This is a genomic window from Allobosea sp. Leaf344 (genome assembly GCF_001426225.1).
Taxonomy (GTDB): Bacteria; Pseudomonadota; Alphaproteobacteria; order Rhizobiales; family Beijerinckiaceae; genus Allobosea.
Genome location: NZ_LMRT01000001.1, coordinates 929,662 through 954,078, shown reverse-complemented (window position 1 = coordinate 954,078; position 24,417 = coordinate 929,662). Strand labels below are relative to the sequence as shown.

The window sequence follows — 24,417 nt, the reverse complement described above, 5'->3', positions numbered from 1 at the left end:
AGCCGCCCGCTATCAACAGGGGTCGCGATCGCAGCCAACCTCGCGCTGATCCCCTGGCGCCGCTTGAACAGTGGCGGCTCCCGACCCCCGCCAGGCGGCGGGCTTGGCGAGCGGGCGCGAGGCCGTGCGTTGCGGAGCTGGGCGCCCAAAGCCTGTTCTTCTGGCTTGCTCGCTGCGGCGGATGCCGAGATGCCTGGCCTCGCGGCGTTTGGCCTCGGCGATATCGCCGCAGTCCCGGGCTGTCTTGCCGCCTGGGACGCGGTGACAGCAATCGCGTCCGAGTACGCGACCATCGCGGCTGGTTAAAAGCACGGTCTTATCGAGGACAAGCGCCTCGGCAACGATGTGGTCGAACTCGATGACCTTGCCGGTGATGTTGAGCCCGCAGCCTTCACAGCGGATCTGGCCTTGGCCGTCCATGGCGCGCTTCAGCATCTCGGCCTTCTGCGCACGGGTGAACTCGCGGCGAGAGCTCATGCTGCCCTCTGCAGCCGATGGCCCTGCACCCGCGCGACTGTCGCGTCGAGCTCAGCGGTGAAGATCTCGACCGCCTCGGCCAGCTCGCGGATAAACGCCTCGTCGCGGGTGGCGCGGGTGACAAACAGCGGCATGCCCGGCCAATAGACCGCGATGTCGATCCACTCCCGCTCGGCCACCCAGAGCTGACCCTGACACTGCGCCTTGTGCTCTGGCGGGAACTCGTCGCGCAGCAGCGCCTCGATCAGGAGGTGCGGCAGCTTGGTCTTGATCTCCACCAGGCCGTTCGCCCCGATGAGTCCATCAGGTGAGGCGCCCTTGCGGCCGTTGCGGATAAAGCCGACGGGCTCGCAAGCGGTATCGGTCATGAACTCGTAGTAGGAGCGGGCTTCCTCCTCCATCAGCTTGCCACGCTCCATATGTCCGTTGCCAAAGCTCTCCATCGGCTCACCGGTGATGATCTCGCCTGCGAGCTTGTAGAGATAGGTCTGGCGGGTGCGGCTCTCGCTGCCGCCGCGTCCCTTGGCCATGATGCTCGCGAACTCTGAGGCGGTCGGGATGCCTAGCCGGGCGGCCAGCCATTGAGGCGAGCCCTGCTGGCAAGTGACGATCTCGATGGCGCTCATGCGCGCTTCCCCTTGGCCGTCAGCATGTCGGTCGCCTGCCGGAACTTGATCGCCGGCAGATCGGGCAACGCCTCGATCTTGAAGAAGCGCAGCAGGGCAGCCTTCGACGTGCCGCTCTGTTTGAGCAGGGTCAGGATCTCGCGGATCTGGTCGCCATCGATCGGCAGCTGCGTGCCTGTCGCCTGACCGTCATCGTCCTCAGCGGCGGCTAGGCCCAGCGAGGCCTTGAGCGTCATCCGCTGCAGATAAGTCAGCGCCGAGCCGATCGCCTGGATCGCGTTCTTGCCGCCGCTCTCGTCCTTGGCCGCGCTGATCTGGTTCTCTTCCGCGTGGCCATCGCGATGCGAGACGATGCAAGTGACCATCACCCGATCGTCCTCGACCGAGGTCCGGAACCGGTAGGACAATCCGTGTCGTGACAGGATCGGATTGACCGTTCGGGCGATCTCGGCGAGGTCCTCATAGCGATAGGCGTTGCGCCTTGACCCGGACCCAAGCGTGACGTCCCGCTTCTTCAGGATCACAGGGATCTCTGCCTTGGCTTGCGCCATGGCGTTGTCGAAGGCTTTGCGCGCCTGATGCGCTTCAAAGCGTTCGTGCAGCCCCATCAGCCGTTCGATTGTGTCGGGCGATGCGCCGCGCTCGACCGCCTGGCTCAGCATCGCCAGCGGCGCGATTGCGAAGAGGGGAGAGATCGGCTCTGGCGAGCTGTGAGCCGTGACGAGCTTCATCATCGTTCTCCCGGGTGGGCCAAGACGGACAAAAGAGCAGCGGAAACGCCGTTGCTGCCGCGCACGATCCAGCGCCGGTACTCGGTCGCGAGCTCGGCGGGGGTCTGACGAACACGTGGGGTTAGAGCTGTTCCAGGCTGCGGTGCTGACGGGCTGCCGGAAGAGGGCTCTGCACTGTCCAGCTCAGCCAGAGGCTGGAAGCCATCGACCGGGGCAGACGATGATCGGGATATGCGGATGATGCTGTCCATGACGCCCTCAATGAAGCTGATGGCGCTGAGGCAGGGCTGCCAAAGCCGCTTCAAGTTGCGCAACCCGCGCGAAATCCATCCGGTCGCGCATGCTCTCCCGCAGCAGTGCGCCCTCGATCGCTGACCGGTTGTGGCCATAGGCGGCGATCAACGCAGCACTCTCGCGGGCGCGATGTTCCAGCCAGGCGCGTCGGTCCGCATCCTGCGCCACGCGCCTAGCAAGCTCCGAACGCTCGCTCCTTGCTTCCGCCCAGGCGCGCTTGAGCCAGTGCGAGCGCTGAAAGTTGCGCTCCTGAGCATCCCGACACATCCGCAAGGCGAACCGTCCGAGCTCGTGGGCGCGCCTCATGATCGCGGAATGATAAAAGATGGTTCGGCCGTCAGCCGTGGTGATCAGACACATGACACTCAACCTCATCAACGTTTATTGTCGATGAACGACGGTTAGCGTCGGGTCCGGCCAGCAGTCAACCGCAACTGTCGAGGCTCGACAGAAATCGTTGCTGAATGCTATCCACGCTTCATGATCACGCCAGCCCAGTCGCGCGCCGCCCGCGCCCTCATCGAATGGTCGCAGTCAGACCTTGCCGCCGCAGCCCACCTCGGGCTCTCGACCATCCGCGACTTCGAAAAGGGCAGGCGGACGCCAACTCATAACAACCTGCTTGGGATCAAACTCGCGCTCGAGGCGGCAGGGGTGGTGTTTATCGCGGCGGACGGAGAGGGCACCGGGGTCAAACTAAGGAAGTGATCAAGACTCGGCTTAACCAGCTTCAACGAGTGAGTTTTTGGTCCCGAAGTCGTGACGCTGTTCTGCGCGGGATGCGGAGGACGCGTTATGGCCCGGGCATTTTCCCGGCAGCACCCGCACAATGCCGCGGGTTCGAGCCGAGCTCCAAGCGACGAAAGAGAAGACCAGCGTTCTTGCCCGGCGATGCGGGCTGAGCCGAACCACGGTTACGAAGTGGCGCGAGCCGACGTCGACGTCGGATTCTCATGGCCCACCGCGATCCGCGCAGCATAGTGCACGCCTGTGCTGAGGAAGCCACGGCTTTTAAGTTTCGGCGCCACACGCTGCTGCCGGTTGACGACGTTCTCGGGTCGGGGAAGCTCTCAGGCCATCGACAAGGGACGTCAGGGTTTGCCTGTGCGGGTGGGCAAAATGGATCCGATGGAGGTTCCCGGTGGCACGACGCAAAGCCCCCCGGCATTCCTGACGCGCTTTTGGACCAGCTCTTGTCTGGCGCCGATCCCAAGACGGCCTTCGACCCCAATGCCTGCTCGACGATCTGAAGAAGGCCTTCGCCGAGCGGGCCCTGAATGCCGAGATCGATCACCATCTGGCGAGCAACGAGTCCGGCAACAGCCGCAACGGCTACGGCCGCAAAACCGTGACGACCGAGACCGGCCGGATCGAGCTGGAGATTTCGCGCGATCGACAGGCGACGTTCGATCCGCAGCTGATCGCCAAGTATCAGTGCCGCCTCCCCGGCTTCGACGACAAGATCGTCTCAATGTATGCCCGAGGCATGAGGGCCCGCGAGATCGTCGGGCATCTGCGCGAGCTCTATGCCATCGACGTCTCGCCCGATCTCATCAGCGCGGTCACCGACGCGGTTCTGGAGGAGATCGCGGCCTGGCAGGCAAGGCCGCTGGAGCCGGTCTTCCTCGATGCCATGCGCGTCAAGATCCGCGACGAGGGCGTCTTCCGCAACAAGGCCGTTCACATCGCGCTCGGCGTCCGGGCCGACGGCGCCAAGGAGATCTTGGGTCTCTGGCTGGAGCAAAACGAGAGCGCGAAGTTCTGGTTGCGCGTCATGAACGAGCTGCGCAACCGCGGCGTCGATGGTATCCTGCTGGCCGTCATAGATGGCCTGAAGGGCTTCCCCGACCCAATCCGGGTCGTTTTTCCGGAGACTATAGTTCAGACCTGTATCGTCCACCTGCTGCGCCACAGCCTGGACATCGTCTCCTACAAGGAGCGCTAGCTCGTCGCCGCCGCGTTGAAGGACATCTACCGCGCCATCGATGCCGCCGCCGCCGAGGCGGCGCTCAATGCCTTCGAGGAGGGGCATTGGGGCCACCGCTAACCGGTGATCGCCCAGAGCTGGCGGCGCGCATGGCGCGAGGTCGTGCTGCTTTACACCTTCCCGGCAGACGTCCGTCGCATCCTCTACACCACCAACGCGATCGAGGCGCTGAACGCCAAGCTGCGCCGGGCCGTGCGCGCCAGAGGACACTTTCCAACCGACGAGGCCGCAACAAAGCTCCTCTTCCTCGTCTTGAACCACTCCAAAAAGGAGTGGAAGAGCCGCGTGAGTGGGTCATGAAAAATCAAGTCAATCGAATGGCGAAAAAAAAGCCCTGTATGTTGAATCGATCCGTAATGGATGTTACACGGCACTGCTGAAACAGACGGCAGTGGATCGGTTGACCGAAGCAAATGGGCCACGCAAAAACTCGCCCGCCTAGAGGGTTACAAGACATATGGCAGCGACAAAATTTATGTTAAGCTGGAACGCTCGCTAGCAAACGATGAAGATCTATCGTCGAATATTTCTTGCCTTGCGTACGCGAATGGTCGAGCTGCTTGCTACTACTGCGGCGACTAATCCAGAGGGCATCATTCGCGCAATCGACCAGGGCAACATGGCGCGCGATCAGCGCGAATGGCAGAGCGCGATTGATTCATATGCCGAAGCGGTGCGATGCGCCCCTCATCGTGCTGATATATTGGTCCAACTAGGGCACGCGTACAAGGAATTCGGCGACATAGCTGCTTCGAGAGCCTCGTATCAACGTGCCGTGTCACTTGGTGATCCTTGCCATTCGCCCGACGCATCTCTGCATCTCGGTAATTTAGAGGGGGCAGCAGGGAACAGGGCCGTTGCTAAGTGTATTCTAGAAGAACTTTTACACCAAACAGCTGAATCAGCTCAGGAGCTGAGATATGCCGTGCACGTTGGCCTAGGTGGCTTGGCGGCCGTAGATAAGCTGTGGAGCGCCGCTCGTGTTCACTACGAATCAGCTTTGCAATTAGACCCCTCCCACGCAGACATATGGATACAACTTGGGCATTGTCTTAAAGAGCTGGATATCAAAGATAAAGCCGAACTCTGTTATCGCGCAGGAGCTGCGCTGGAAAATTCTGTAGACGCATGGCTGCAGTTGGGCCGGTTAAAAAAATCGGAAGGACGATCGAGCGAAGCAGCTGAATTTTTCGCGAGGGCAGTGAATGCCGACCCTCAACATCGAGAAGCAGTCAATGAATTGCGAATTGTCAGTGGATACTCGCCAGGCGAAGCCGAAACTCGGTTAGCCCACGCTGCTAATTCCAACAATCTCAATGTTGCCTTACAATTGACCGTTGCCCGCGTCGCTCTCGCTGCGGGTCGAGAGTTCACGCGACAAGCGGGGAAGGGGCAATCGGCAACAGCTCATGCCAAGTTTGTTCGCCGGTTCAGTCACCCATCACGCCACCGCAGTGGTCCACTCATCGGCATTCACGCGATTATTTTCGCCAATATAGATTGGCATTATAGAAAGCAGAGACCGCAGCATCTTGCGGAAGGCCTCGCCAAGCTTGGCGCATCAGTGCTTTATATATCGCCAACGTTTGAGCAGACAGGAACATCGTCGGGATGGCGCATTATCGATTGCCCATTCCCCCATATTTATGAGGTTCGCTTCACTGTTCCAAAGGGATTTCCTGCCTCTGTACATTCCCTCGACAAAATATCCCATCGTTGCCCCGAGCTTGAGGCTTGCCTGACAAAGCTAATAGCTGAGCTAGAGATTGATGACGCGGCGTTGCTCGTCCAACATCCCGGTTGGTATGACACGGTCGCCGGAACAGCTCGCGGACCTTTGTTATTTGACTATCTGGATTCGAATGCGGCTTTTTCTGGCGCAACCGAAAAGCTCGACGAGTTTGAGAAGCTTTGTCTGAGCCTCGCTGACACGGTGATCTGCGCTTCAAGGCCACTGCTTCTGGATTGCACAAGAGGCGATGCTGTATTGATCAGGAACGGAGCGGAGAACGAACGTTTCGTCTGCTCGACCCGGATCCGCAGTGATCGCGATCGCCGCCCGGTCGTTGGCTACTACGGCGCCATTGCTGACTGGTTTGATTTAGCTCTTTTACATCAAGTGGCAATAATCTGCTCGGATTTTGACTTTTTGCTCATAGGCGAGCCGACGGTGGAAGTTTCCGAGATTGCCAAACTTGGTAACGTTTACATAAAAGGTGAATTAGCATATGAACAACTTCCGACGGAATTGTCGAGGTTTGACGTTGCAATCATACCGTTCAAGATTAATCAGTTAACGTTTTCCACTAATCCCGTGAAAGTCTACGAATATTTAGCTAGCGGCAAGCCGGTTGTCGCCACACCAATCCCGGAGCTTGAGGAGCTGGCAGGCCTAGTTGAGACTGCGCATACACCACAAGCTTTTGCCGCTGCAATTCGATCCGAATTTTATGGTGACAATATCGGTAAAGCTGCCGAAAGACGGCAGTTTGCCTTGGATAATGACTGGAGCCTCCGTGCACAGTCATTAGGGCAAGCGATCCTTGCTCAGTATCCTCCGATCTGGATCGACGGATGTTCCTCCTTCGAGCAATTCGAGACCATTGCGACAGCTGCTCGCTACGGCGGGAAGATCAGCAGGGGAGCGGGGGGGGCGCCCGGGGGCGGCGACCCGATATCGATCCACCTGAGGGATATTGAATGTTCGTCAGGCTGGGCCCGCCGGCTGGTGAGATACAAACAACACGAACGTCTGCGAGTGACTGACAAATGAATGACACGCCAAATGAGAGTGCGAATAAGCGGTCCGCGAGAAGCTTGTGGGAAGCATATGCGGGCGCAATTGATGAAGGAGCAACGCTCTTCGACCAGACTGAAAAGGCGAGCGGAGGTGATGACTGGGCCTACCTAGCGGACGCTATTAAAAAACTAGACCTAGGTGCCATCGACGATGGTGTTACAGCACTTAGAGAGGTTGTCGTGGCTCGCCCATCATTTTTGGAAGGACATCTCACTGCAGTCCAAAAGCTCGTTGAGGTCGGCTGCGAAGAGGATGCCCTCGAACTGCTAGCGTCAGTTGAAGAAAAATTCGATATTTCAACATCGGAATTCTCCAGATTTATAAGAGAAGAAATTGCTTTGCGCCGGCCGCAACTGATTGTTAACAAAATCAATAATGCGAATATCGAATCAAGTGACGCATTCCTTTCGGAGAAAATCCCAGCACGAATAGTTTCTATTGAGAACTCCCGTGTCGCGCACATTTATACAGTTACGTTTTTCGATTTTGGCGGACAGCGAGTATATCCCGGAGGAGCGGAGCGATACATTTTTGACCTTGTTGAAATCTTGAGAGATTTGGGATATGAAGTCATAATTTATCAGGGCGGCAGCCGGCACTGGAAGCGTAGCGTCCGGGGAATACAAGTGATAAGTATTCCATGGAAAAATAGTATTTTTGATCTAAGTGTAGATTTTTCCAAGTTAACTGAACCCGGTGATGTAAATATATACTCACCCTTCACATTAGGCGTTGCAAATGTACATAGGCCGTCAATCGGAATTTGTCACGGAGTTTATTGGGATCATCCTAATTCGACACTGCTGGATCCTCACGTCAGTAGGGACGTTTTTAGTTCTATATTACATCTGGACGAGTGTATTTCGGTTGATGCGAATTCGATCAACGTGTTGAGAGCGACGCGGCCGGACATTGCTGCTAAACTTGCCTACGTGCCAAATTACGTTGGAAGCGAATTTTTTGCCCATCGGAAAGTAGAAGATGAGCGGATCAGCGTCCTTTACCCGAGGAGGCTCTACAGTCCTAGGGGGTATTGGCTCTTAGCCGATATCGTTCCGAAAATTATTGAAGAATTTGACAATGTTGATATTTTATTCCTAGGCGATAGCGATGACCGGGAAAAGACCCACGTTGATATGCTTTCATCAATGTATCCAAATCGCGTTAAGCATATTGTATCGCTACCAGAAGCAATGAGTGGTTATTATTGGAGTGCAGATATCACTGTTATTCCCACTCTACAGTCAGAGGGGACATCTTTGTCAGCGTTAGAGGCGTTGGCTTCTGCCAACGCAGTTATTGCTACTGACGTTGGGGGGCTTTCTAATATTATAATCGATGAGTTGAACGGTTTGCTTATTGCACCCCGCCGCGATGACCTTCATCAGGCAATTCGCAGACTCATCAATGACAAGCCGCTTAGAAAACGCCTACAGAAAGCCGGCCGAGAGTCTGCAAGGGCGTTCTCGAAAGAAAAGTGGGCTTCTGTTTGGCGAACTGTTCTCCTTCGCAATCTGCCTGGTAATGTCGTTCGAAAAAAGCTTTCCGCCGTGGAACAGGCCACGCCCTCCACGATCATTCATGTCGGCACGGGCGGAATAGTGTGGGCTAGTTCAAGCAACAAACTCCCTCTACAGCGACCTCATCACCTAATGCGAGCGTTATCGAGCCTAAAGCAAAATGTCATTTTTGTCGAAGACAGGAAACAAGAGTCTGCTGAATCTGCTGATGATGGCAGGCTAGAGATACTAGGGAAGGATGCGATTGTATATGCAGATCGTGGCTTACTTTATGTATACTACGCTTACCATGTTTGGGCGCTGGGCTCCGCCGCAAATGATTGGTTAACTTCATTGCCACGAGATCGGCGGGATAGTTTCACTAACGGAGCGTCAAATTACGCGGTCAACGAACGCAAAGTTTGGTTCGATTTGATTGACGAACCAAGTCTCCACGAAGACCAGCTATATCTGGAGGCAGTTCAGTTGTTTTTAAAACATGCCGATTATGTTACGACATCTAGTCGCGTACTCAAGGAGCGCTTCACCGAAATCCGTCCGGATATCATATTGGTTGAGAATGCATGTTGGCCTAGCCACTTTGACGCTGGCGTCGAGTATGACGCTGCTAATGTAAGAAATCTACTCGGAATTAGTTGGGCTGGGCAGGCAGCAAAAAAAACCATCGGCTATGTTGGGGCTATCGCACCATGGTTCGATTTCGATTTGCTAGAGCGCCTGCTTGCAGATCGGCCTTTTGACCATTTTGTCATTGTCGGACCAATATCGCCTGAGGTGCGTAACCGAGTGGCTGCAGTCGCGCGCTCGCCAAACGTAATATTTACGGGGGCAGTTCCTTATGAGATGGTTCCGAGCATAATGATCGCAATCGATCTCGCAATTTTACCGTTTATCCCTAACAAGATTACTCACGTAACTAATCCAGTTAAGCTATACGAGTATCTCGCATCGGGCACGGAGGTTGTCTGCACCGATCTCGACGAGATCCGTGCAATAGCGCAAGCTGACAGCTTGTCCGCTGTCTCGATTTGCGACGATTCGGACATGTTTGTCTTTGAGGTGTCAAGGCGTTTGGATGCCGGTCGCGTTGACAGCCGATCGGACGAAGCGCAGCGTTTTGCGCTGTCCAATACCTGGTTGGACCGGGCGGCTAGCGTGATCGCTATGCTACCCAGGGGAGAATCACAGATGGATGCAGCTCCTGCAGTCGTCGAAAAATATATCGTCCGTGGCGCATACAATGGGCCTCGTGCGGAAAGCTATTCTTCCCCACTCTTAGAGCGGGGCGGGAACAGCCGAGTTCTGACATTGGCTGCCGGTCGGCACAGAAGAGGCCAGACCTATCACTGGCTAATACCGGTCTTTATAGTCAAGCAAGGATACTATCTTGTCATGGTGCGTATCGTGCGCGATGGGTTTAATTTGGTCGACAGCACTTTTAGTATTGATGCTTCTGGGCGAAATTTGGCTTATGAGCAGCTTGCTGATGACGGCTTAAGGCTGGATTTCGAGATCGCAGCACGGCTGCGTCCAGGCGTTCATAATGTGACAGTGACGATTGAACTGGGCCGGGACATTTTCATATCTCGAAAGGCTAGCCTTTCTTTGGTCGATTTCGGTTTGAATGAGCTACCGTTTTCACGGTCGGAATCGGCTCGGGTGTCTATATCGGATAGTAGCAGCCAGTTGAAAGCGTTAGCGGAGTATTGATAAAGATGAGCATTTCGAAAAAGCGCATTGTTTGCGTGATCGGCACGCGCCCGGAAGCCATCAAGATGGCACCTGTGATTTGGGAGCTGCAGCGACGTAATTGGACTATAGTTGAGGTCTGGATCACAGAGCAGCACCGGGAATTACTTCACCCGCTGCTCGAATTTTTTGAGCTCAAGGCGGATCGCAACTTTGAGGTAATGGCTCCTGGGCAGGGCTTATCCGGGCTTAACGCGCGCATTTTGGTCGGGATGGGAGAGGCTTTGGCGAACAGTGCGCCAGATCTTGTAATAGCGCAGGGGGACACCACGACAGTTATGGCCGCCGCCCAGTCCTGCTTTTACGCCGGAGTCCCTTTTGCCCACGTTGAGGCAGGACTTCGAACGGGCGATCTGATGCAGCCTTTTCCAGAGGAATTTAACAGACTGGTCGTCTCTTTAATAAGTCGTTTCAATTTTGCGCCGACGTGGCGGGCGTACAATGCGCTTTGCGACGAGGGTATATCAAAAGAAAAAATACTAATGACTGGTAACACGGTTATTGATGCGTTGTTTTGGACTGATCGCCAGAATAAAAAAAGAGAGATCAGCGATGATGCAGGGCGAAAGTTATTGTTAACATTGCATAGAAGAGAGAATTTTGGAGTTCCTATCCGCTCAATCTTCGGCGCGGTTTTGAGGTTGACCGAAGAGTTTCCCGACCTTTCAGTTCTTTATCCGGTTCATCCAAATCCAAACGTGCGCTCTATTGCTTATGAGTTGCTTGGAAACGTTTCACGTATAGAGTTGACTGAGCCGCTGGACTACCCGGACATGGTTGCCGCGATGCGTGCTGCTACTGTAATCTTGACAGATAGCGGTGGGATTCAAGAGGAGGCACCGGCCCTCGGAAAACCGGTTTTCGTAGCGCGCAACTCCACAGAGCGTCCTGAGTCTATTGAAGACGGGTGCGCCATACTTGTAGGATCTGATGCCGATTACATAGTCGAGTCGATCGGTCGAGTGCTGAGACATTCGGTACACTACCAGGCTATGGTTAAAGGGCGCTCGCCGTACGGGGATGGGACCGCGAGTTTACAGATCGTCAATGCTTTGGAGGCGCATTTCTCGAATGAATGAGCGAACTGGGGTTAGGTGTTTGGTCGCGGCGATTCGTGATGTGTCGATGCGGCGGAGCTTGATATTGGTGAAGAAGCGCTTGATTAGTTTCCTGTCATTATAGAGGAGGCGGCTAACGCAGATCAGGTCTGTCCGGTTATCTTGGGCGAGTGTTGGCTAAGGCTGTAGGGTAAATTGACGAGCGCGCGCAAGGGTTTGGCGTCGTAGGCTTTGTCGGGCATCAGCTTCGCGCCAAGAACGATTTGGCTCCTTAGGTGTTTGGTCCCGGCATGAGGTGACGCGGGTTGATCTTGAAGGGTGACGGGTCTTTCGTCCATGCCTGACAGATGGCCTCGAATGGCGTTCGCCATCGCAGAGCCTTCAGATGCTTGGCGAAGTTGTAGGCGGCGACGAAGGCCAGCACGTGAGCCTTCAAGCTTTCGAGGTCGGGGTAGTGGAAGACCTTGGTCGTTGCGTCCTTGATCGTGCGGTTCATCCGCTCGGCCTGACCATTTGTCCAAGGATGATAGGGCTTGGTCAGCTTGTGCTCGATGCCGTGTGCGAGACAGAGGCGGTCGAACATGGGCGGCCCCCACTGTCGGGAGATGCCATTGCGGTTCTTCGGCAGGTCGGCGAAGGCCATACCGTTGTCGGTCAGGACCGTGTGGATCGCATAGGGAAACGCTGCGATCACGTTCTCCAGGAAAGCAGTCCCGTTCAGCATCTTGGTGCGATCGTGGAACTCGAGGTGAACTTCGAGACGCGATCGATTGCCAGGAACATGTGCAGTTTGCCGTCAGCCAAGCGCAGCTCGCAGTGATCGATATGGACGTAGCCGATCGTCGTCGCGGCGAACGTGCCTCGTTTTGAAGCCTTCTCTTCGCTTTGCGGAAGCCGTGAGATGCCGTGGCGCTCCAGGCAACGATGCAAGCTCGAACGCGTCAGCGCCGGAATAGCGTCTCTCAGACAGCCGAGAACGTCGTCGAGTGGCAGCAGCGTACGGCGACGGAACTCAAAGACCATCGCTTCCTCAGCCAAGGAAAGAACCGTGCTGCGCGGATCGCGGGGCCCCATCCGAGCGTCCGACGTCGACGTCCGCTCACGCCATTTCGCAACGGTCGTTCGGCTCAGCCCATATCGTCTGGCAAGGACACTGGTCGTCTCTTGCGACGCTTGGAGCTCGGCTCGAACTCGCGGCGTCGTGCGGGCGCTGCCGTGAAGAACTCCTGCCATAACGCGTTCAGATCGTCGAGATTCCGGAACGAGCGCGCCAGGAAGAAGTCCTTGCGAATATAGCTGAAGGGGCGCTCGACCTTTCCCTTCGTCTTGGCCCGATAGGGCCGGCAGGCGCGTGGATGGAAGCCGTAATGCTTCGCCAGCGCGAGGAGGGACCGGTTGTAGACGATGTGGCCCTGATCGTCCTCGCCCGTCACCGCCGTCTTCATGCGGTCGTAGAGGATCTCGATCGGCACGCCGCCCATCGCGGCAAACGCGGCCATATGGCAACGCAGCAGGGTTTGCAGATCCTGATGCAGCCCGAAGCGGGCGACGATGTGCCGGGAATGGCCCAGCACCATCCAGAACAGCCAGATGATCCGGGTGATGCCGGGCTCGTCCTCGAACACCGTGACGAAGCGCGCGAAGTCGACCTGGGCCTGATGGCCGGGAGGCGTCTCGAAGCGAACCTCGAAAGGCTTGGGGCCGTCGCTCGGCCGGATCGCCGCCACGAACCGCTTCACGGCTGTATAGGCGCCGGTGCAGCCGCGCTCGCGCAACTCCCGCGTCAGGCGGGTCGCCGTCAGTTCGGGGAAGGCCGCGATCCGCTCGCGCACATAATCGAGATAGGGCGTGATCTTGTTGGGCCGGCCAACCTGGCGCGGCCCGTAGGCCGGCAGTTCCAGACCCCGCTCGATGAATTTGCGGATCGTCTTGGGATCACGCCCCGTGCGACGCGCGATCGCCGTCACGGACAGTCCCTGGCGGTGAAGATCCAGGATCATCATCAGTTCTCCAAGCTGGACCACCGCCGCCGCCCCCTGCCGTTCCCACGGCGGACATCATCGACGACAGGTGGAAAGCCTGAAGCTGCGGGGCGCGCCCCGCAGCTTCAGGCAAGGACGCCAGCCAGGGAATTCTCGGCGCCCACTTTCAGGGAGAATTCAACGCCCAGCGACAGCTCGCCACTGGCCGCAAGCTGCGGGTTCTGACCATCGTCGACACCTTCAGCCGGTTCTCGCCGGGGCTGGACGTTCGCTTCAACTTCCGCGGCGCCGACGTCGTCGAGGTGCTGGAGCAGGTCGGCGCAGCCCATGGTTTCCCGGCCAGTATCCGGGTCGACCAAGGTACCGAGTTCGTCAGTCGCGACCTCGACCTGTGGGCCTATCAGCGCGGCGTCACCCTCGACTTCTCCCGCCCGGGCAAGCCAACGGACAATGCCTTCATCGAGTCGTTCAACGGGAAGTTCCGGACTGAATGTCTTAACGCCCACTGGTTCATGAGCCTGCCCGATGCGCGGGAGAAAGTGGAGGCTTGGCGAAGGGAGTACAACGAGCTACGACCTCATAGTGCGATCGGAAACAAGACCCCGATATCGCTCGTCAATCGGCCACCGGCATGCAGCCCGCGGTGACCGTTTTACCCCCTGGAAGCGGCCAGCGAGCCGGTCCAGCATCGGGGGCAGGCCCATAATTGGCCAGAACGAGTTTCGAACTGGATTATCTCAGAGGGGCAACGTCAGGCCTCCTAGATTATACTCGGTCGCGGACCCAGTTAATCAGCAGAATACCGGAACTGGCGATAATAAGCGCGCAACCAAATCCATAAGACAAGGAATAGTGCGTGATGATTGATGGGCCAAACATTCCGGCGCGTATCGCTTCAAAGGCATGAACGAGCGGGATGTATAGCACTAACTGTTGAGCTTCGAATGGAAGCCAATTCACCATAAAAAAACATCCCGACAACGGTAGCATAAGATAATTAAAAGCGGGCATAAATTTTTCAATAGGTTCGGAAAGCTCAGAAAGGCCTGCGTAAAGACAACCCATCGCAGACGCAATACAGCCCATTAACAACCAGCCAGCCAGAATCATACCAAAATCATGCGCGGGTTCAACAAAGCGAAAGATTATAAGCACCGCATAAATCACTAACGCGGCCGCCGAAGTTGCTAAAAATTCCATACAAAAACGAGATATTAAATTATCGTAGTAAGTAATATTCCGATGTATCAAAGTATTTTTAGAAGACCGCAAAATAAAAATTCCAGAATTCGACAAATGTCTCAGTAGCGTTAACGGCATGTAACCCGTAAATACGATCGCAATAATCTGGACACCATGTTCATATCCTCCTTTCAAAATCGACCAAAGCGCCATGACGCCTACACAGAGTAGCATTGGCTCGAGAATAAGCCATAGAAACCCTATATTCTCACGCCCGTACCGGGTCATAATAAACCGAACAGCCAACGCACTCATGGTGCGCGACTGGATCGCAATAGATCTAAAAATTGAAGCCTGCTGCGGGCTTTTTGAAAATTCAGTGGCCGGCAACGCTATGCTCCTTAATTCCCGCAGAAAAGAGCCACCCGATAAAGAAAACAAGAATGGATGCCATACAGATAATCAAGGTCATCCTTAGACGCTGTGGCTCTGCCGAGTAGTCCGCTGCGTGAGGCTCAACAACTCGCTCGAGATACAATAGTTGGCGTCTAGCCTCATTGCGCGCGAGTTCTAGGCTGGTCACAGATGACGCGAGAGCTTTTACCGAAAAATCTCGCTCGAGGCTCAGTCGCTCGAAATCAGCAATCTTACTGGCGAGGCCATCAGAGGAGTTTGACACCCGTTGACGCTCCAGTGCAACTTGACCCTCGAGTGCCTCAGCTCGACGCCGAAGCCCTGGAATCTGTGGCGAGTTGGGGGACGCCGCCTCTACTTCTCGCAACTGAGCTGTCACCGCCGCCAACTCAGCAGATAGGCGTCCAATCAGTTCAGCGACGAGGAGTGAACTCTTGCTAGGGTCCAGCATTAATTCTCTGTTGCGAAATTCGGTGATCTTAATTTGCGTCTCGACGAGCCGATCTTGCGCGCGGCTGACTTCGCCTTCAGCAAACCGAACAGAATCTTCACGGATGCGTGTGTTCATCCGGTTCACCAACTCTTCGCCGAGCGTGAGAAGTGCCCGGTTGATGGCAAGCGCATCGTCCGGGCGAAAGGCTTGGACACGCAACGTGGTTATGCCTGTTGTGGAGACGTGAGTAGTCTCGACCATCCTCTTATAATGTAAAAACAGTTCCTCATCGGTATCCCCCGAAATGGGGCTTGGAAAGCGGGCGATAAAGTCCGCTCCAGGACGCGCGAAAATATCCCGCAAATTGAGGCGATGCGACAAAGCTGCGACCGCGTCGCGGGACAAGATGTATTCCTGAACGGAATATGCGTCGTCCTGTGAGCGTGAAATGCCGGTCATCTGCAGCAGGCTGCCCAACCCTCCTGCTAAAGGCTGTTTGGCCGACCGGACGACAAATGATGATTCTGAAACGAAACGGTCTGAAGCAACAAACCCAAAATAGGCTGATGCCAACGCCGAGGGAAGGAGAACGACTACCCCAAAAAAGAGCTTCGCCCGCGTCCATCGCCAAAGCGTAGTCCCCGACGTACGAATTCGTTCGATAGGCTTAGGAAGAGGTTCGGGACCCCGGTCCGGCAACGTCGACCCAGGGCGGCCAACGTGCGCAGATTGTCTGTAAGAATGCCACCCGGGCTGCAGACGGCGAGACAGTTGGTACAAGCGCTCTCTCATGGCGTCCTGCCGTTGATCGTTTCGCGCTTTGAGCTTGCCGCAGGCATAGCGCGACTCGTCGCTTCGAGGGTCGGCATTGGCGATTATGTTCCTGTCTGCCAGCTAAGCTGCTATCTATCATTCCGAAGCGGAGAGTAGAAGTCGAGGATGGCCCCTGTACCCCAACCAGAAGCAACTCCTAATTACATTGAGCTTGTCCCAGTGCGGGCAGGCGGAATAAAGGCGATCGATGCAGCGTTTGACCGACGAGCAGGTTGGCTGCAGCGAAATCGCTTTTTTTTGGGGATTTTTGTGCTCCCAAGCCTGTTGGCAGTCATATATTTCGGCTTGATCGCGGCTGATCGCTTTACCACGGAAGCGCAATTTGTCGTGCGTAGCCCGAGTCGCGCCAGTGTCGACCAGCTGACCAGTCTCATCCAGACAACGGGCACGGCGCGAGCTGACGATGAAGCGAGCGCCTTGCATGAGTTTATCAAATCTCGCGATGCAATGACGCTGCTCGTCAATTCCGCAGATCTTCGCGGCATGTTCTCCCGCCCCGAGGCAGATTTCCTTTGGCGGTTTCCCAACATTTTTTCCGGCGATCTGCAGGAGAAGCTTTTCGAACATTATCTTAAATTCATCGATATCAAGCAGGATAGTTCGACAGGCATTAGCAAGCTAACGGTTCAGGCCTTTCGACCTGATGATTCCGTTAAAATGGCGACGACCTTGATCGATGGGGCCGAAGCCTTGGTCAATCGACTGAATGACCGTGCGCGTCGCGACACGATTGCGGCCGCCGAGCGCGAGGTTGCGTCTGCTAAGGAGCGAGCATTCGCGCGACGGGAAGAGCTGACAGCCTTCCGCACGAAGGTAGGCACCGTTGATCCCGCTAAAACATCGGCTTCTTTACTGGAGACAATCGGGAAACTTTCCTTCGAGCTCGCCCAGGTGAATGCACAATTGTCGGAGATGCTGCGAAGCGCCCCACAGGGGCCACAGATTGCTAATCTGCGGAACCGCATGCAGGCGCTTGAACTTCAGATTGTGGAGGAGAAGCGTCGGATTGGTGGTACGGCACAGGCACTGGCACCGCTTATTGCCGATTACGAGCGACTGATTCTCGAACGCGAATTTGCCGACCGAACGCTGGCCTCCGCGCTGGCGTCCCTCGAGAATGCTCGTATGGAGGCGCAGCGCCAGCAGATCTACCTCGAGCGGGTTGTCGAGCCGCGTGCAAGTGACTACCCCGCCCAGCCTAAACGCATCATGTGGATCGCTATCTCGATGGCCTTGAGCTTCGCAGCTTACACAATTCTGAGCTCCCTGATTGCAAACGTCCGAGAGCACCAGCCGTGAGCTTGTTGAGATGACCACTTCATTCGCTTTGGAGCCCATGCGGGGCATCGTTTTGGCTGACCAAATTTCCGAGCGTTCGATCCGCGCGGAGAACGTTGTCAAGGAATTCCATACCGAACACGGGCCACGCCGAGTTCTAGATGATATTTCGTTTTCCGTGCGGATGGGCGAGCGGATGGCCATCCTGGGGCGCAACGGTGCTGGGAAATCGACCCTGATCAGCCTTCTCGCAGGTGTCGAGCGACCGACATCTGGGAAAATTCATCGCGGCTTGAACATGTCGTGGCCGCTCGGCTTGGGCGGTGCCTTTGAGGGGCAAATGACCGGATATGACAATTGCCGGTTTATCGCCAAACTGTATGACGCACCGCTAAAGGATCTGGTCGAGTATGTCGCGGACTTCACCGAGTTAGGCAGTCAACTCTTTACCCAAACCAGATATTATTCCGACGGCATGCGGGCCCGTTTGGCATTTGGACTATCGCTCGCCATCAATTTCGAATGCTACCTGATTGACGAAGTTATCCTTGTTGGTGACAGGCGTTTCCAACAGCGCAGTCACGACGAGTTTGTGCGCCGAGGAAAGGACTGCGCCATGCTGATGGCCATCCACTCGATGGAATTTGCGAAGGAATTTTGTAGTTCGGCGCTTGTCCTGAAAAACGGCCGTGGTCGCGTTTTCTATGACCTCGACCTGGCTTGCAGCATCTATGCGACGCTGTGATTGCCGCTCAGACGTCATGATTGCAGGCTATCGTCGTTGATATGATATTTCTTGCCTTGGGAATGCCGAGCCAGTTCAGCGTGTGGGGATTTGAGGCTCTGCGGCGGATCGTGGAGCTCGAGCACGGCGGGATCGAGACCATTTGGTTCGACCGGTTTGACCCGGTGCATCGTCTCGACAGTCAATCGGCCATCGCAAATGCATATTTCCCGAGCCGTGCGCTGAGCGATAAGTGTTTGCCCGAGAAAAGCTTAGGCGTTTTCTTCACGACGTCGCCCGTTGAAGCGACAGCCTATCAAATGACGAAACACGGCAGTACGGTTGCCGAAGCTTTGAGAACCGTAGGGTGCAGTTTGGCGCTGATGCAGCCTCTCAGAGGGCGGCGAAATATTTTGATGATTGATCAAGCGCCGGCATTAAATGCCAGCACGGTGATCGCGGCGATAGCACGTCATTTCCGTATCAGCGTTCCAGGAGAGGCCGCTGTTGAGATCGAACGCAGTATCGGCCCGCCAAATCGGTTCAAGATTGACGGTTCGCAATTTTCCGAGGCCGATGAAAGCATCGCGACTCTGGTTTTGGGCAACGCGATTGGTCATTTTCATGATCCCTCCGTGCCTCTGAAATCCATATGGCCGCATCGCGTCTTCTATTCAGGCGATAAACCAAACGAGGAAGCTCCTCTCGTCACCGAAGCGACCGGCGCTTCCCGCGTCCTATATTACGGGCCGTACTTTCATCTTGCGGAGGGCAGGTGGCAGGCCAAATTAACACTTGGCTTCTCAAAGGACGCCGTGGGCTTGCCAATGAAGGTGGCCGCCTACGGTCCCGGTTTGCTCGGAGAGGCCAATTTCCGAGCCCGCCAGGAGGGGATATTCTCGGCGCGGTTTAACTTCAGCGTCACCGAACCCGAACACCCCGTTGAACTGCATGTTCGGACTGAGGAGGGTGCTATCGAGGGGCGAATCGCTCTGGGCCAGGTCGAACTCACTTGGACAGCTGCCAAAAATTGAAATCCCGGCGACCGACTTTAGGCTCACTGGCTCAGGAATGGCGGCGGTGCCTGCCGCCGATGGATCTGCATCAATTCGGTACCCCCTCAGCCCGACGGCGTCTAATGCGCCGCGAACAGGATGTGACGTCAGCGGAATCCTGACGCGATACCAGCACCCTGTACCGCAGGGCCTGTGAGCGCCTGGAAGATCGAGAAGGCTTTCTGGACATCGGTCAGCGGAGCGTTCGAAACGTAAAGGACATCGCGGTTCTGCATACGCAGTCCCTGGGCTAAGAAATGTCCGCTCGGTTCACGCAGGTTCAGACGATAGATGACAGGGACACGCGGGCCATAACGGAGGAGCGAACTGTTCGGCCTGATTCGACGCAGCGTCTCGGCATCTTCGAGCCGGTATAAAAAGACGCCTTCCGGATCGGCGCGGTAGTCAAGCAACCCACCGGCTTTGGCCATGGCCTGGGCCAGCGTGACGCTATCGCTTTCGAAGGGGATTTCAGCATTTCGGCCAGTGGCGCCGGCAGCGGTGAATGTCCGTTGATTCCTGACCAGCGTCAAAGAGTCACCGCCTCGCAAAAAGATGTTCTCTCTAGGATTGGCGACTACCACCCCCATCGGGACGGCAACAGTGGTGTTCCCGCGCGACAGTCTGATCTCAGTCTCGTTAACAGGCGCGCGGATGCCGCCTGCAGTGGCTATGACCTCGAGGATGCGATCACCCTTGGTCGAGAGTGGGATCCGCCCGCCCTGGGCTACCTCGCCGGTCACAGCGACCGTATTGCTGATCGGTCGGCTAACGGTCACAAGGATCTGGGGCTGGATCGCTTTGCCTGCCAGCCGTTCTTCGATCGCTGCTTGAACCTGGGCTGACGTTTTTCCAGCGACCACTATGCGCCCTGCGTAGGGTACGCTGATCGAACCGTCGCGGGCGACAGCCTGTTCGGGAATGGTCGCCGTCCGCGAGCCGGGCGAAAACCGATCTGTCGTCAAAGGGGCGGAAAACAATCCGCCGGCGCCAGCTTCCCAGATCGTGACTGCGACGAAATCGCCCACGCCAATGCGGGACTCGGGCGCTGCGCGATAATCTCCGAAACGTCCAGCAAAGCTCTCGCCGTGGCGCTGGTTTAGGCTCGCCAGAACAGCAGTCGATAGGTCAATAACCTCATATTGACGTGTCTGGTCGTCCTGAGCCTCACGCGTGAGGTCGCTAGTTGAAGGGCCGCTCGATGGCAACCCGGAGCACCCGCCCGCAAAAGCCAACGCAACAATCGAGACAATGCCTAGCCTTGCCATCCATTCCTCCAGACGCAAGGCGGACCTAGCATCGAACGCTCACGTATTGGAAGAGCAAATGCCTCCCAAACCGTTCGAGGCGTGTTAACTGTGGACTTACCGCATCGCTGAGCCCGCTAATTGCGGCGACAAATGGCCAAGATGATTATCAAAGCGGAAAGACCTACGACTCCACGGGGACACCCCCGGAGGGGGAGAGCCATCCGGATTGCGACCGTCGCAGCGACGCTGGTGATACTCGGCGCTGTAGGGTTGGGCTGGTTGGGGGCGAGCAGTGCGAGTGCGCTGAGCAATCGGCAAATGGTGGCGTTCCTGGCCCAATGTATCGAGACGTCGGAAGATGGCGCCCCTCGTTTCGGCGCTGATGCTCGTGCCTGTGAGGGCGGGGTATCGAAAGCGAGCGATGCGTTATCCTGGCGTAAATTCGATTGGCCAGGTCAAGACGATCCGCGCTCGATCCCAACGGGCTATCTCGCAAACGACGCGGTCTTGCTGAGCGCAGGCACGAACCCTGTCGTCGGGCATCTCGCCGATTTCGGCGATCATGTCCGCAGGTTCCGTCATTTTGACGCCGGCCAAGGTGATGGTGGTCAGGTCGTGCAGCTTATCGATGGTGCGGCCTATGGTGTCATGACCGAGGATGGCGGCGCCGGATATCAGTGGTTTGTGTCGCCGGCGTGCAAAAGCTCCGATAGCGGGCTGAAGCGCTTCAAGAGTTGGCTGTTTTTCGGAGCGGACGCGGTCACAGGCGTGTGGCGCGAGCAGGTGGTATCGCTCGCGATGGCCCGCAGCCCCAATGGCTGCCCAGCCGGCTTCGCGCAATCCTATACGCGCTATCGTCGTGAGAATATTGGCGTTCAGCTTCTCATCCTAGACGGCACACGCCAACAAAGAATGGAGAAAGCTGTCGACAGCATCATCTCGGAGCATTTTGGGCGCGGTTCAATTCGAACAGCAGACCATCTTGAACGATTCTTTTTCGGTCAGGGGCTGGGGCTATATCGCTGGGAACGTTGGGAGGAGAGCAGCCGCACCCTACAAAAGGGTGTTGCTGATCAGGCGGAGCGGCTTCTTCGCTCCAGGCGCTGTCCTGCGATCGCTTATTCAACGCCACCTGACGGCAACTGGGTGATGACGGATTGTCGAATGTGGACCAATTTAACCCGGCAGGAGCCTGCTTGGACCCCGGCCGATTTTCATTGGCCAGGGCCGCTTGATGTGCTGACCCGTGAGCGGAAGCGCTCTGCGGCGACAGGCCCCCTGCCGTTCGCTGATACAGCGTGGCGCAGAATGATCACCAATTCAGGAAGCGAAACCGACGCCTCAGATTGATGAGGTTGATGGCGAGTTGACCGCGCGCACGCAGGACTTTGCCTTGCTGCTGCTCAGCTATCTCAACGGCGCGTGGCGTGTCGAATGCATAGCTGCGATAAAGGTCAGCGAAGCGCTCCAGGAAGACCATATGGTCGTCTTGGTGCAACTCGCTGTGTCTCAGCGCCTTGCCCTTGCTGAATTGCCCGATGGCTTTGTTGCCGATGAACGTCTTGAGGACCTGATCAGGATCGATCTCGACGCCGATCTGAGAAGCCAATCGCCTGACGACCGACCGGCTATCGAAACAGATGTCGTTGTACAAGAACACATGCACCCCTGGAATTTCAGCCCAGGCGTTGAAATACCCGATCTGGTTTTCGATCGCGGGCAGCGTATCCTCCAGGCTTTGGAACTCCGCAAAGGGCACGTCTTTCCAGCGCTTAGCGCGTCGGCCATGGTCGAGCATCGATAGCGCAATTTCGCGCGGGTCGCGGATCGAAGCGTTCGCCAAAACAGCGCCCGATGCAATCAGGGCGGCGATGTTCCCCCGTGGAGGGCCGTGGGTCTTAAGTACGATATCATCATCACCGACGAGGTCCGCTAACTCACGCACTAACGCGTCGTCAACGACGTCGAAATAATTGTCGAGCGAGCCTTGCCGCCTGTATGGGGGGCCAAGTTTGCGGGGCTTTCGACCAGCGACAGCGAACACCTCCTCGGTGAGTTGGTATAAGAAAGTGCTCGCGGATTTGGTTATACCATAGCAAATATAGATCATGCGCTGTCCCGTGGAGACGGGTCATCCTGCTTCAGATGCCATTGGTTTGAATATTGACTGGGACGCTTGAACGCAATGCACCTGGAAACCAGCTTGTGGATTTGCGCAAGACGGGCTTTTCTCGATCGAAGGTGCATTTTATTCAATGTCGGGCTAGCCCATGCGCCGATCTTGGCTAGCTCCGATCGGTTCGTGTGTGCGTCACCCGCCTGAGTATGCGCCGCTGCTGCCAAGCAAAGATCGGGGCGTAGAAGCTGTGAGACCATGCCAGCAGCGCGATCACCGGCGAGGGCGCGAGCAGAAAACGCCCGGCTTCGGCCTGGCGGATGATACGCTCGGCTACCTCTGTAGCGGACATTACGCCGCCACCTTGGGAAATCAGGCGTGTCGCCAGCGGCCGGGTCAAATTCTCCCGGTGGAGTTGCGGTGTATCGGTGTCGGGGGGGAAGGCTACGCTGACTGAGATCCCGTGCGGCTCGAGTTCGAGACGCAACACCTCGCCCAGAGCACGCACGGCAAATTTGCCCGGCGCATAGCCAGAATAGCCGATGATTCCAACGAAAGCGGCCGCCGAGGCGATCATGGTGATCTTGCTGCCGGGTCGACCCATCATGACGCGGGCTGCCGCCTGGACAAGATGGAGCGTGCCGAAATAATTCGTTCGCATCTGGGCCTGGTGCGCCGCTAGATCGAGATCGAGGAACATGCCGGGTTCGACGATTCCCGCCGATGTGATCAGCCAATCGATGCGGCCGTGGCGATCCATGATCGTCGCGATTGCGGCAGCGCACGCCTCACCGTCATCGACATCGACGGGACAAATGTTGACGGCAGCCTTGAACTCCTGCTCAAGCGCAATCTTAGCCTGGCGTAGCCGCTCGGGATCGCGCGCAAGCAGGACGACATCATAATCCCTGCTTAGCAGTTGACGAGCGCAGGCAAGGCCAATGCCGCTCGATCCGCCTGAAATAACGGCGATCTTTGATCCGCTCTCGCCCATAAGCCGCTTTCTGAATATGGCGGTCATTCGATGTCCGCCCAACCACTCCGATCAAACAAGCGGCTCAATCGAGTCATCTAAATAATACCATTGGTCGAGATTACGCAGGATGATCGGCTCGATCTGAGAGTTGAGAAACGTTATATCGTCCAGGAGATTTTTGGCGCCCACCGGCAGCGAAACCGGCGGTTCGAAGCGCAATTGGAAACGCGCTCCTTTGATCCTGCGGCTATAGGTTACGATGATTTGGGCACCCGTCCGTCGCGCAAGCTTTGCGGCAATCGCTAGGTTACCGCGATCATGTGGCGGGCGGCCAAAGAGGGGAGCCATCGTTCGGCCGCGCCGCGCTTCATCGGGAAAGATTGCGACGGTCCCGTTGGCTTTCAGCAATGCCAAGGCGTCGTGGACGCCGTGGCGATCGGGCGTTAGCAGACGCATCCCAAACCCGCGTCGGGTATCCTCGGCAACCTTCCTGTGAAAGATGTCTGGCGGCGGCTCGTAGAACGTCGCCACCGGGACTCCGAGTTTCTGCAAGCCCGGTCCAAGCACCTCCCAATTGCCCAGATGCAGAACCAGCGCGATCGTGGGCATCTGCCCCACCCGTTGCGAGGCCGCCTCGCCGCCGGAAAAGGTCACCCTGTGCGCAGGGATGAGTTTATCCAGAACCGAGAACTCGGCCATCAACCGGCCGACGTTATCCAAAAAACGCCAAACGATGCGGTTGACTTGGGCCTCCGAAGCCTCGGGGTCATGTCGCCTGACGTTGCGGCGCGCGTTGCTGGCGATGCTGGTCCGATTGAACCGGACGTTCATCCGTACAATGAACCCGCCGATCGCGGAGGTGACCTCGATCGGCAGGTATCGCATGACGCGATGCAAAACCGCTTCCCAAACGCGCATGCCGTCCATTCCG

General features: G+C 56.8%; 18 protein-coding genes and 4 pseudogenes. 10 read left to right on the top strand and 12 right to left on the bottom strand.

Features of this window, described 5'->3' with window-relative positions; translation table 11 throughout:
- Positions 1-12: 12 nt before the first annotated feature.
- The 4 genes from ASG72_RS04220 to ASG72_RS04205 form a co-directional block, all read right to left on the bottom strand.
- Positions 13-477 carry a hypothetical protein gene (locus tag ASG72_RS04220; protein ID WP_056709322.1) on the bottom strand — a complete coding sequence of 155 codons (465 nt, stop codon included), beginning with the start codon at positions 475-477 and terminating at the stop codon, positions 13-15.
- On the bottom strand, positions 474-1,103 hold the full coding sequence (locus ASG72_RS04215; RefSeq protein ID WP_056709320.1) for a lambda exonuclease family protein: 630 nt from the start codon (positions 1,101-1,103) through the stop codon (positions 474-476). The genes ASG72_RS04220 and ASG72_RS04215 overlap by 4 nt, the downstream gene beginning before the upstream one ends.
- The gene (locus tag ASG72_RS04210) at positions 1,100-1,837 is read right to left on the bottom strand and encodes an ERF family protein (protein WP_082540064.1); all 738 of its coding nucleotides are present in this window, start codon (positions 1,835-1,837) and stop codon (positions 1,100-1,102) included. Before ASG72_RS04210 ends, ASG72_RS04215 begins: the two co-directional genes overlap by 4 nt.
- 255 nt (positions 1,838-2,092) lie before the next feature.
- Positions 2,093-2,488, bottom strand: coding sequence for a hypothetical protein (locus tag ASG72_RS04205; protein WP_156395790.1), 396 nt, complete (start codon positions 2,486-2,488; stop codon positions 2,093-2,095).
- Positions 2,489-2,608: 120 nt separating this feature from the next.
- On the opposite strand from ASG72_RS04205, the gene ASG72_RS04200 reads away from it, so the two are divergent.
- The 5 genes and pseudogenes from ASG72_RS04200 (at position 2,609) to wecB (ending at position 11,263) form a co-directional block, all read left to right on the top strand.
- On the top strand, positions 2,609-2,836 hold the full coding sequence (locus ASG72_RS04200) for a helix-turn-helix domain-containing protein (protein ID WP_056709314.1): 228 nt from the start codon (positions 2,609-2,611) through the stop codon (positions 2,834-2,836).
- Positions 2,837-3,294: 458 nt separating this feature from the next.
- A pseudogene (locus tag ASG72_RS04195) lies at positions 3,295-4,495 on the top strand (IS256 family transposase).
- Between the two features lie 125 nt (positions 4,496-4,620).
- A complete protein-coding gene (locus tag ASG72_RS20210) occupies positions 4,621-6,888 on the top strand; it encodes a glycosyltransferase (RefSeq protein WP_082540063.1) in 2,268 nt (755 codons plus the stop codon).
- On the top strand, positions 6,885-10,145 hold the full coding sequence (locus tag ASG72_RS20575; protein ID WP_156395789.1) for a glycosyltransferase: 3,261 nt from the start codon (positions 6,885-6,887) through the stop codon (positions 10,143-10,145). Before ASG72_RS20210 ends, ASG72_RS20575 begins: the two co-directional genes overlap by 4 nt.
- 5 nt (positions 10,146-10,150) lie before the next feature.
- Complete coding sequence (gene wecB, locus ASG72_RS04190) at positions 10,151-11,263, top strand: UDP-N-acetylglucosamine 2-epimerase (non-hydrolyzing) (RefSeq protein ID WP_056709312.1); 1,113 nt, start codon at positions 10,151-10,153, stop codon at positions 11,261-11,263.
- A gap of 250 nt (positions 11,264-11,513) precedes the next feature.
- Here the strand turns inward: wecB and ASG72_RS04185 are convergent.
- Positions 11,514-12,475: pseudogene (locus ASG72_RS04185) on the bottom strand (IS481 family transposase).
- A gap of 5 nt (positions 12,476-12,480) precedes the next feature.
- Positions 12,481-13,266 (bottom strand): annotated as a pseudogene (istA, locus tag ASG72_RS04180) (IS21 family transposase); the annotation flags it as partial.
- A gap of 149 nt (positions 13,267-13,415) precedes the next feature.
- Here istA and ASG72_RS20195 point away from each other — a divergent pair.
- Positions 13,416-13,871, top strand: a pseudogene (locus tag ASG72_RS20195) (integrase core domain-containing protein); the annotation flags it as partial.
- Between the two features lie 118 nt (positions 13,872-13,989).
- Here ASG72_RS20195 and ASG72_RS20190 read toward each other — a convergent pair.
- Both ASG72_RS20190 and ASG72_RS20570 read right to left on the bottom strand, forming a co-directional pair.
- The gene (locus ASG72_RS20190) at positions 13,990-14,796 is read right to left on the bottom strand and encodes an ABC transporter permease (protein ID WP_156395788.1); all 807 of its coding nucleotides are present in this window, start codon (positions 14,794-14,796) and stop codon (positions 13,990-13,992) included.
- The gene (locus ASG72_RS20570; protein WP_156395787.1) at positions 14,783-15,826 is read right to left on the bottom strand and encodes a capsule biosynthesis protein; all 1,044 of its coding nucleotides are present in this window, start codon (positions 15,824-15,826) and stop codon (positions 14,783-14,785) included. The genes ASG72_RS20190 and ASG72_RS20570 overlap by 14 nt, the downstream gene beginning before the upstream one ends.
- A gap of 366 nt (positions 15,827-16,192) precedes the next feature.
- On the opposite strand from ASG72_RS20570, the gene ASG72_RS04170 reads away from it, so the two are divergent.
- From ASG72_RS04170 to ASG72_RS04160, 3 genes are read left to right on the top strand one after another with little or no spacing between them, the layout of a single operon-like run.
- Positions 16,193-17,386 (top strand): capsule biosynthesis protein, encoded by a 1,194-nt coding sequence (locus ASG72_RS04170; protein ID WP_156395786.1) that lies wholly within the window; start codon positions 16,193-16,195, stop codon positions 17,384-17,386.
- 10 nt (positions 17,387-17,396) lie between these two features.
- Positions 17,397-18,110, top strand: a complete 714-nt coding sequence (locus ASG72_RS04165) for an ATP-binding cassette domain-containing protein (protein WP_244488686.1) — start codon at positions 17,397-17,399, stop codon at positions 18,108-18,110.
- A gap of 20 nt (positions 18,111-18,130) precedes the next feature.
- Positions 18,131-19,123 carry a hypothetical protein gene (locus ASG72_RS04160; RefSeq protein WP_056709306.1) on the top strand — a complete coding sequence of 331 codons (993 nt, stop codon included), beginning with the start codon at positions 18,131-18,133 and terminating at the stop codon, positions 19,121-19,123.
- A gap of 128 nt (positions 19,124-19,251) precedes the next feature.
- Here ASG72_RS04160 and ASG72_RS04155 read toward each other — a convergent pair whose 3' ends face one another.
- Positions 19,252-20,412 (bottom strand): polysaccharide biosynthesis/export family protein, encoded by a 1,161-nt coding sequence (locus ASG72_RS04155; protein ID WP_056709303.1) that lies wholly within the window; start codon positions 20,410-20,412, stop codon positions 19,252-19,254.
- A gap of 300 nt (positions 20,413-20,712) precedes the next feature.
- On the opposite strand from ASG72_RS04155, the gene ASG72_RS20565 reads away from it, so the two are divergent.
- Positions 20,713-21,744 carry a hypothetical protein gene (locus tag ASG72_RS20565; RefSeq protein WP_156395785.1) on the top strand — a complete coding sequence of 344 codons (1,032 nt, stop codon included), beginning with the start codon at positions 20,713-20,715 and terminating at the stop codon, positions 21,742-21,744.
- Here the strand turns inward: ASG72_RS20565 and ASG72_RS04150 are convergent.
- From ASG72_RS04150 to ASG72_RS04140, 3 genes are all read right to left on the bottom strand, one after another.
- Complete coding sequence (locus ASG72_RS04150) at positions 21,707-22,504, bottom strand: hypothetical protein (RefSeq protein ID WP_056709301.1); 798 nt, start codon at positions 22,502-22,504, stop codon at positions 21,707-21,709. The genes ASG72_RS20565 and ASG72_RS04150 overlap by 38 nt on opposite strands.
- Positions 22,505-22,679: 175 nt before the next feature.
- Entirely contained in the window at positions 22,680-23,531 is an 852-nt protein-coding gene (locus ASG72_RS04145) for an SDR family oxidoreductase (RefSeq protein ID WP_056709298.1), read from the bottom strand.
- Positions 23,532-23,555: 24 nt separating this feature from the next.
- Positions 23,556-24,413 (bottom strand): lysophospholipid acyltransferase family protein, encoded by an 858-nt coding sequence (locus tag ASG72_RS04140; RefSeq protein ID WP_056709296.1) that lies wholly within the window; start codon positions 24,411-24,413, stop codon positions 23,556-23,558.
- Positions 24,414-24,417: the final 4 nt, after the last annotated feature.

What these genes read in the sequence shown, in the direction of transcription:
- ASG72_RS04220 (WP_056709322.1), bottom strand. Translation starts at nt 477, where the DNA reads ATGAGCTCTCGCCGCGAGTTCACCCGTGCGCAGAAGGCCGAGATGCTG.
- ASG72_RS04150 (WP_056709301.1), bottom strand. Translation starts at nt 22,504, where the DNA reads ATGATCTATATTTGCTATGGTATAACCAAATCCGCGAGCACTTTCTTA.
- ASG72_RS04155 (WP_056709303.1), bottom strand. Translation starts at nt 20,412, where the DNA reads ATGGCAAGGCTAGGCATTGTCTCGATTGTTGCGTTGGCTTTTGCGGGC.
- ASG72_RS04145 (WP_056709298.1), bottom strand. Translation starts at nt 23,531, where the DNA reads ATGACCGCCATATTCAGAAAGCGGCTTATGGGCGAGAGCGGATCAAAG.
- ASG72_RS04210 (WP_082540064.1), bottom strand. Translation starts at nt 1,837, where the DNA reads ATGATGAAGCTCGTCACGGCTCACAGCTCGCCAGAGCCGATCTCTCCC.
- ASG72_RS04170 (WP_156395786.1), top strand. Translation starts at nt 16,193, where the DNA reads ATGGCCCCTGTACCCCAACCAGAAGCAACTCCTAATTACATTGAGCTT.
- ASG72_RS20565 (WP_156395785.1), top strand. Translation starts at nt 20,713, where the DNA reads ATGGTGGCGTTCCTGGCCCAATGTATCGAGACGTCGGAAGATGGCGCC.
- ASG72_RS04140 (WP_056709296.1), bottom strand. Translation starts at nt 24,413, where the DNA reads ATGGACGGCATGCGCGTTTGGGAAGCGGTTTTGCATCGCGTCATGCGA.
- ASG72_RS20210 (WP_082540063.1), top strand. Translation starts at nt 4,621, where the DNA reads ATGAAGATCTATCGTCGAATATTTCTTGCCTTGCGTACGCGAATGGTC.
- wecB (WP_056709312.1), top strand. Translation starts at nt 10,151, where the DNA reads ATGAGCATTTCGAAAAAGCGCATTGTTTGCGTGATCGGCACGCGCCCG.
- ASG72_RS04165 (WP_244488686.1), top strand. Translation starts at nt 17,397, where the DNA reads ATGACCACTTCATTCGCTTTGGAGCCCATGCGGGGCATCGTTTTGGCT.
- ASG72_RS04215 (WP_056709320.1), bottom strand. Translation starts at nt 1,103, where the DNA reads ATGAGCGCCATCGAGATCGTCACTTGCCAGCAGGGCTCGCCTCAATGG.
- ASG72_RS20575 (WP_156395789.1), top strand. Translation starts at nt 6,885, where the DNA reads ATGAATGACACGCCAAATGAGAGTGCGAATAAGCGGTCCGCGAGAAGC.
- ASG72_RS04205 (WP_156395790.1), bottom strand. Translation starts at nt 2,488, where the DNA reads ATGTGTCTGATCACCACGGCTGACGGCCGAACCATCTTTTATCATTCC.
- ASG72_RS04200 (WP_056709314.1), top strand. Translation starts at nt 2,609, where the DNA reads ATGATCACGCCAGCCCAGTCGCGCGCCGCCCGCGCCCTCATCGAATGG.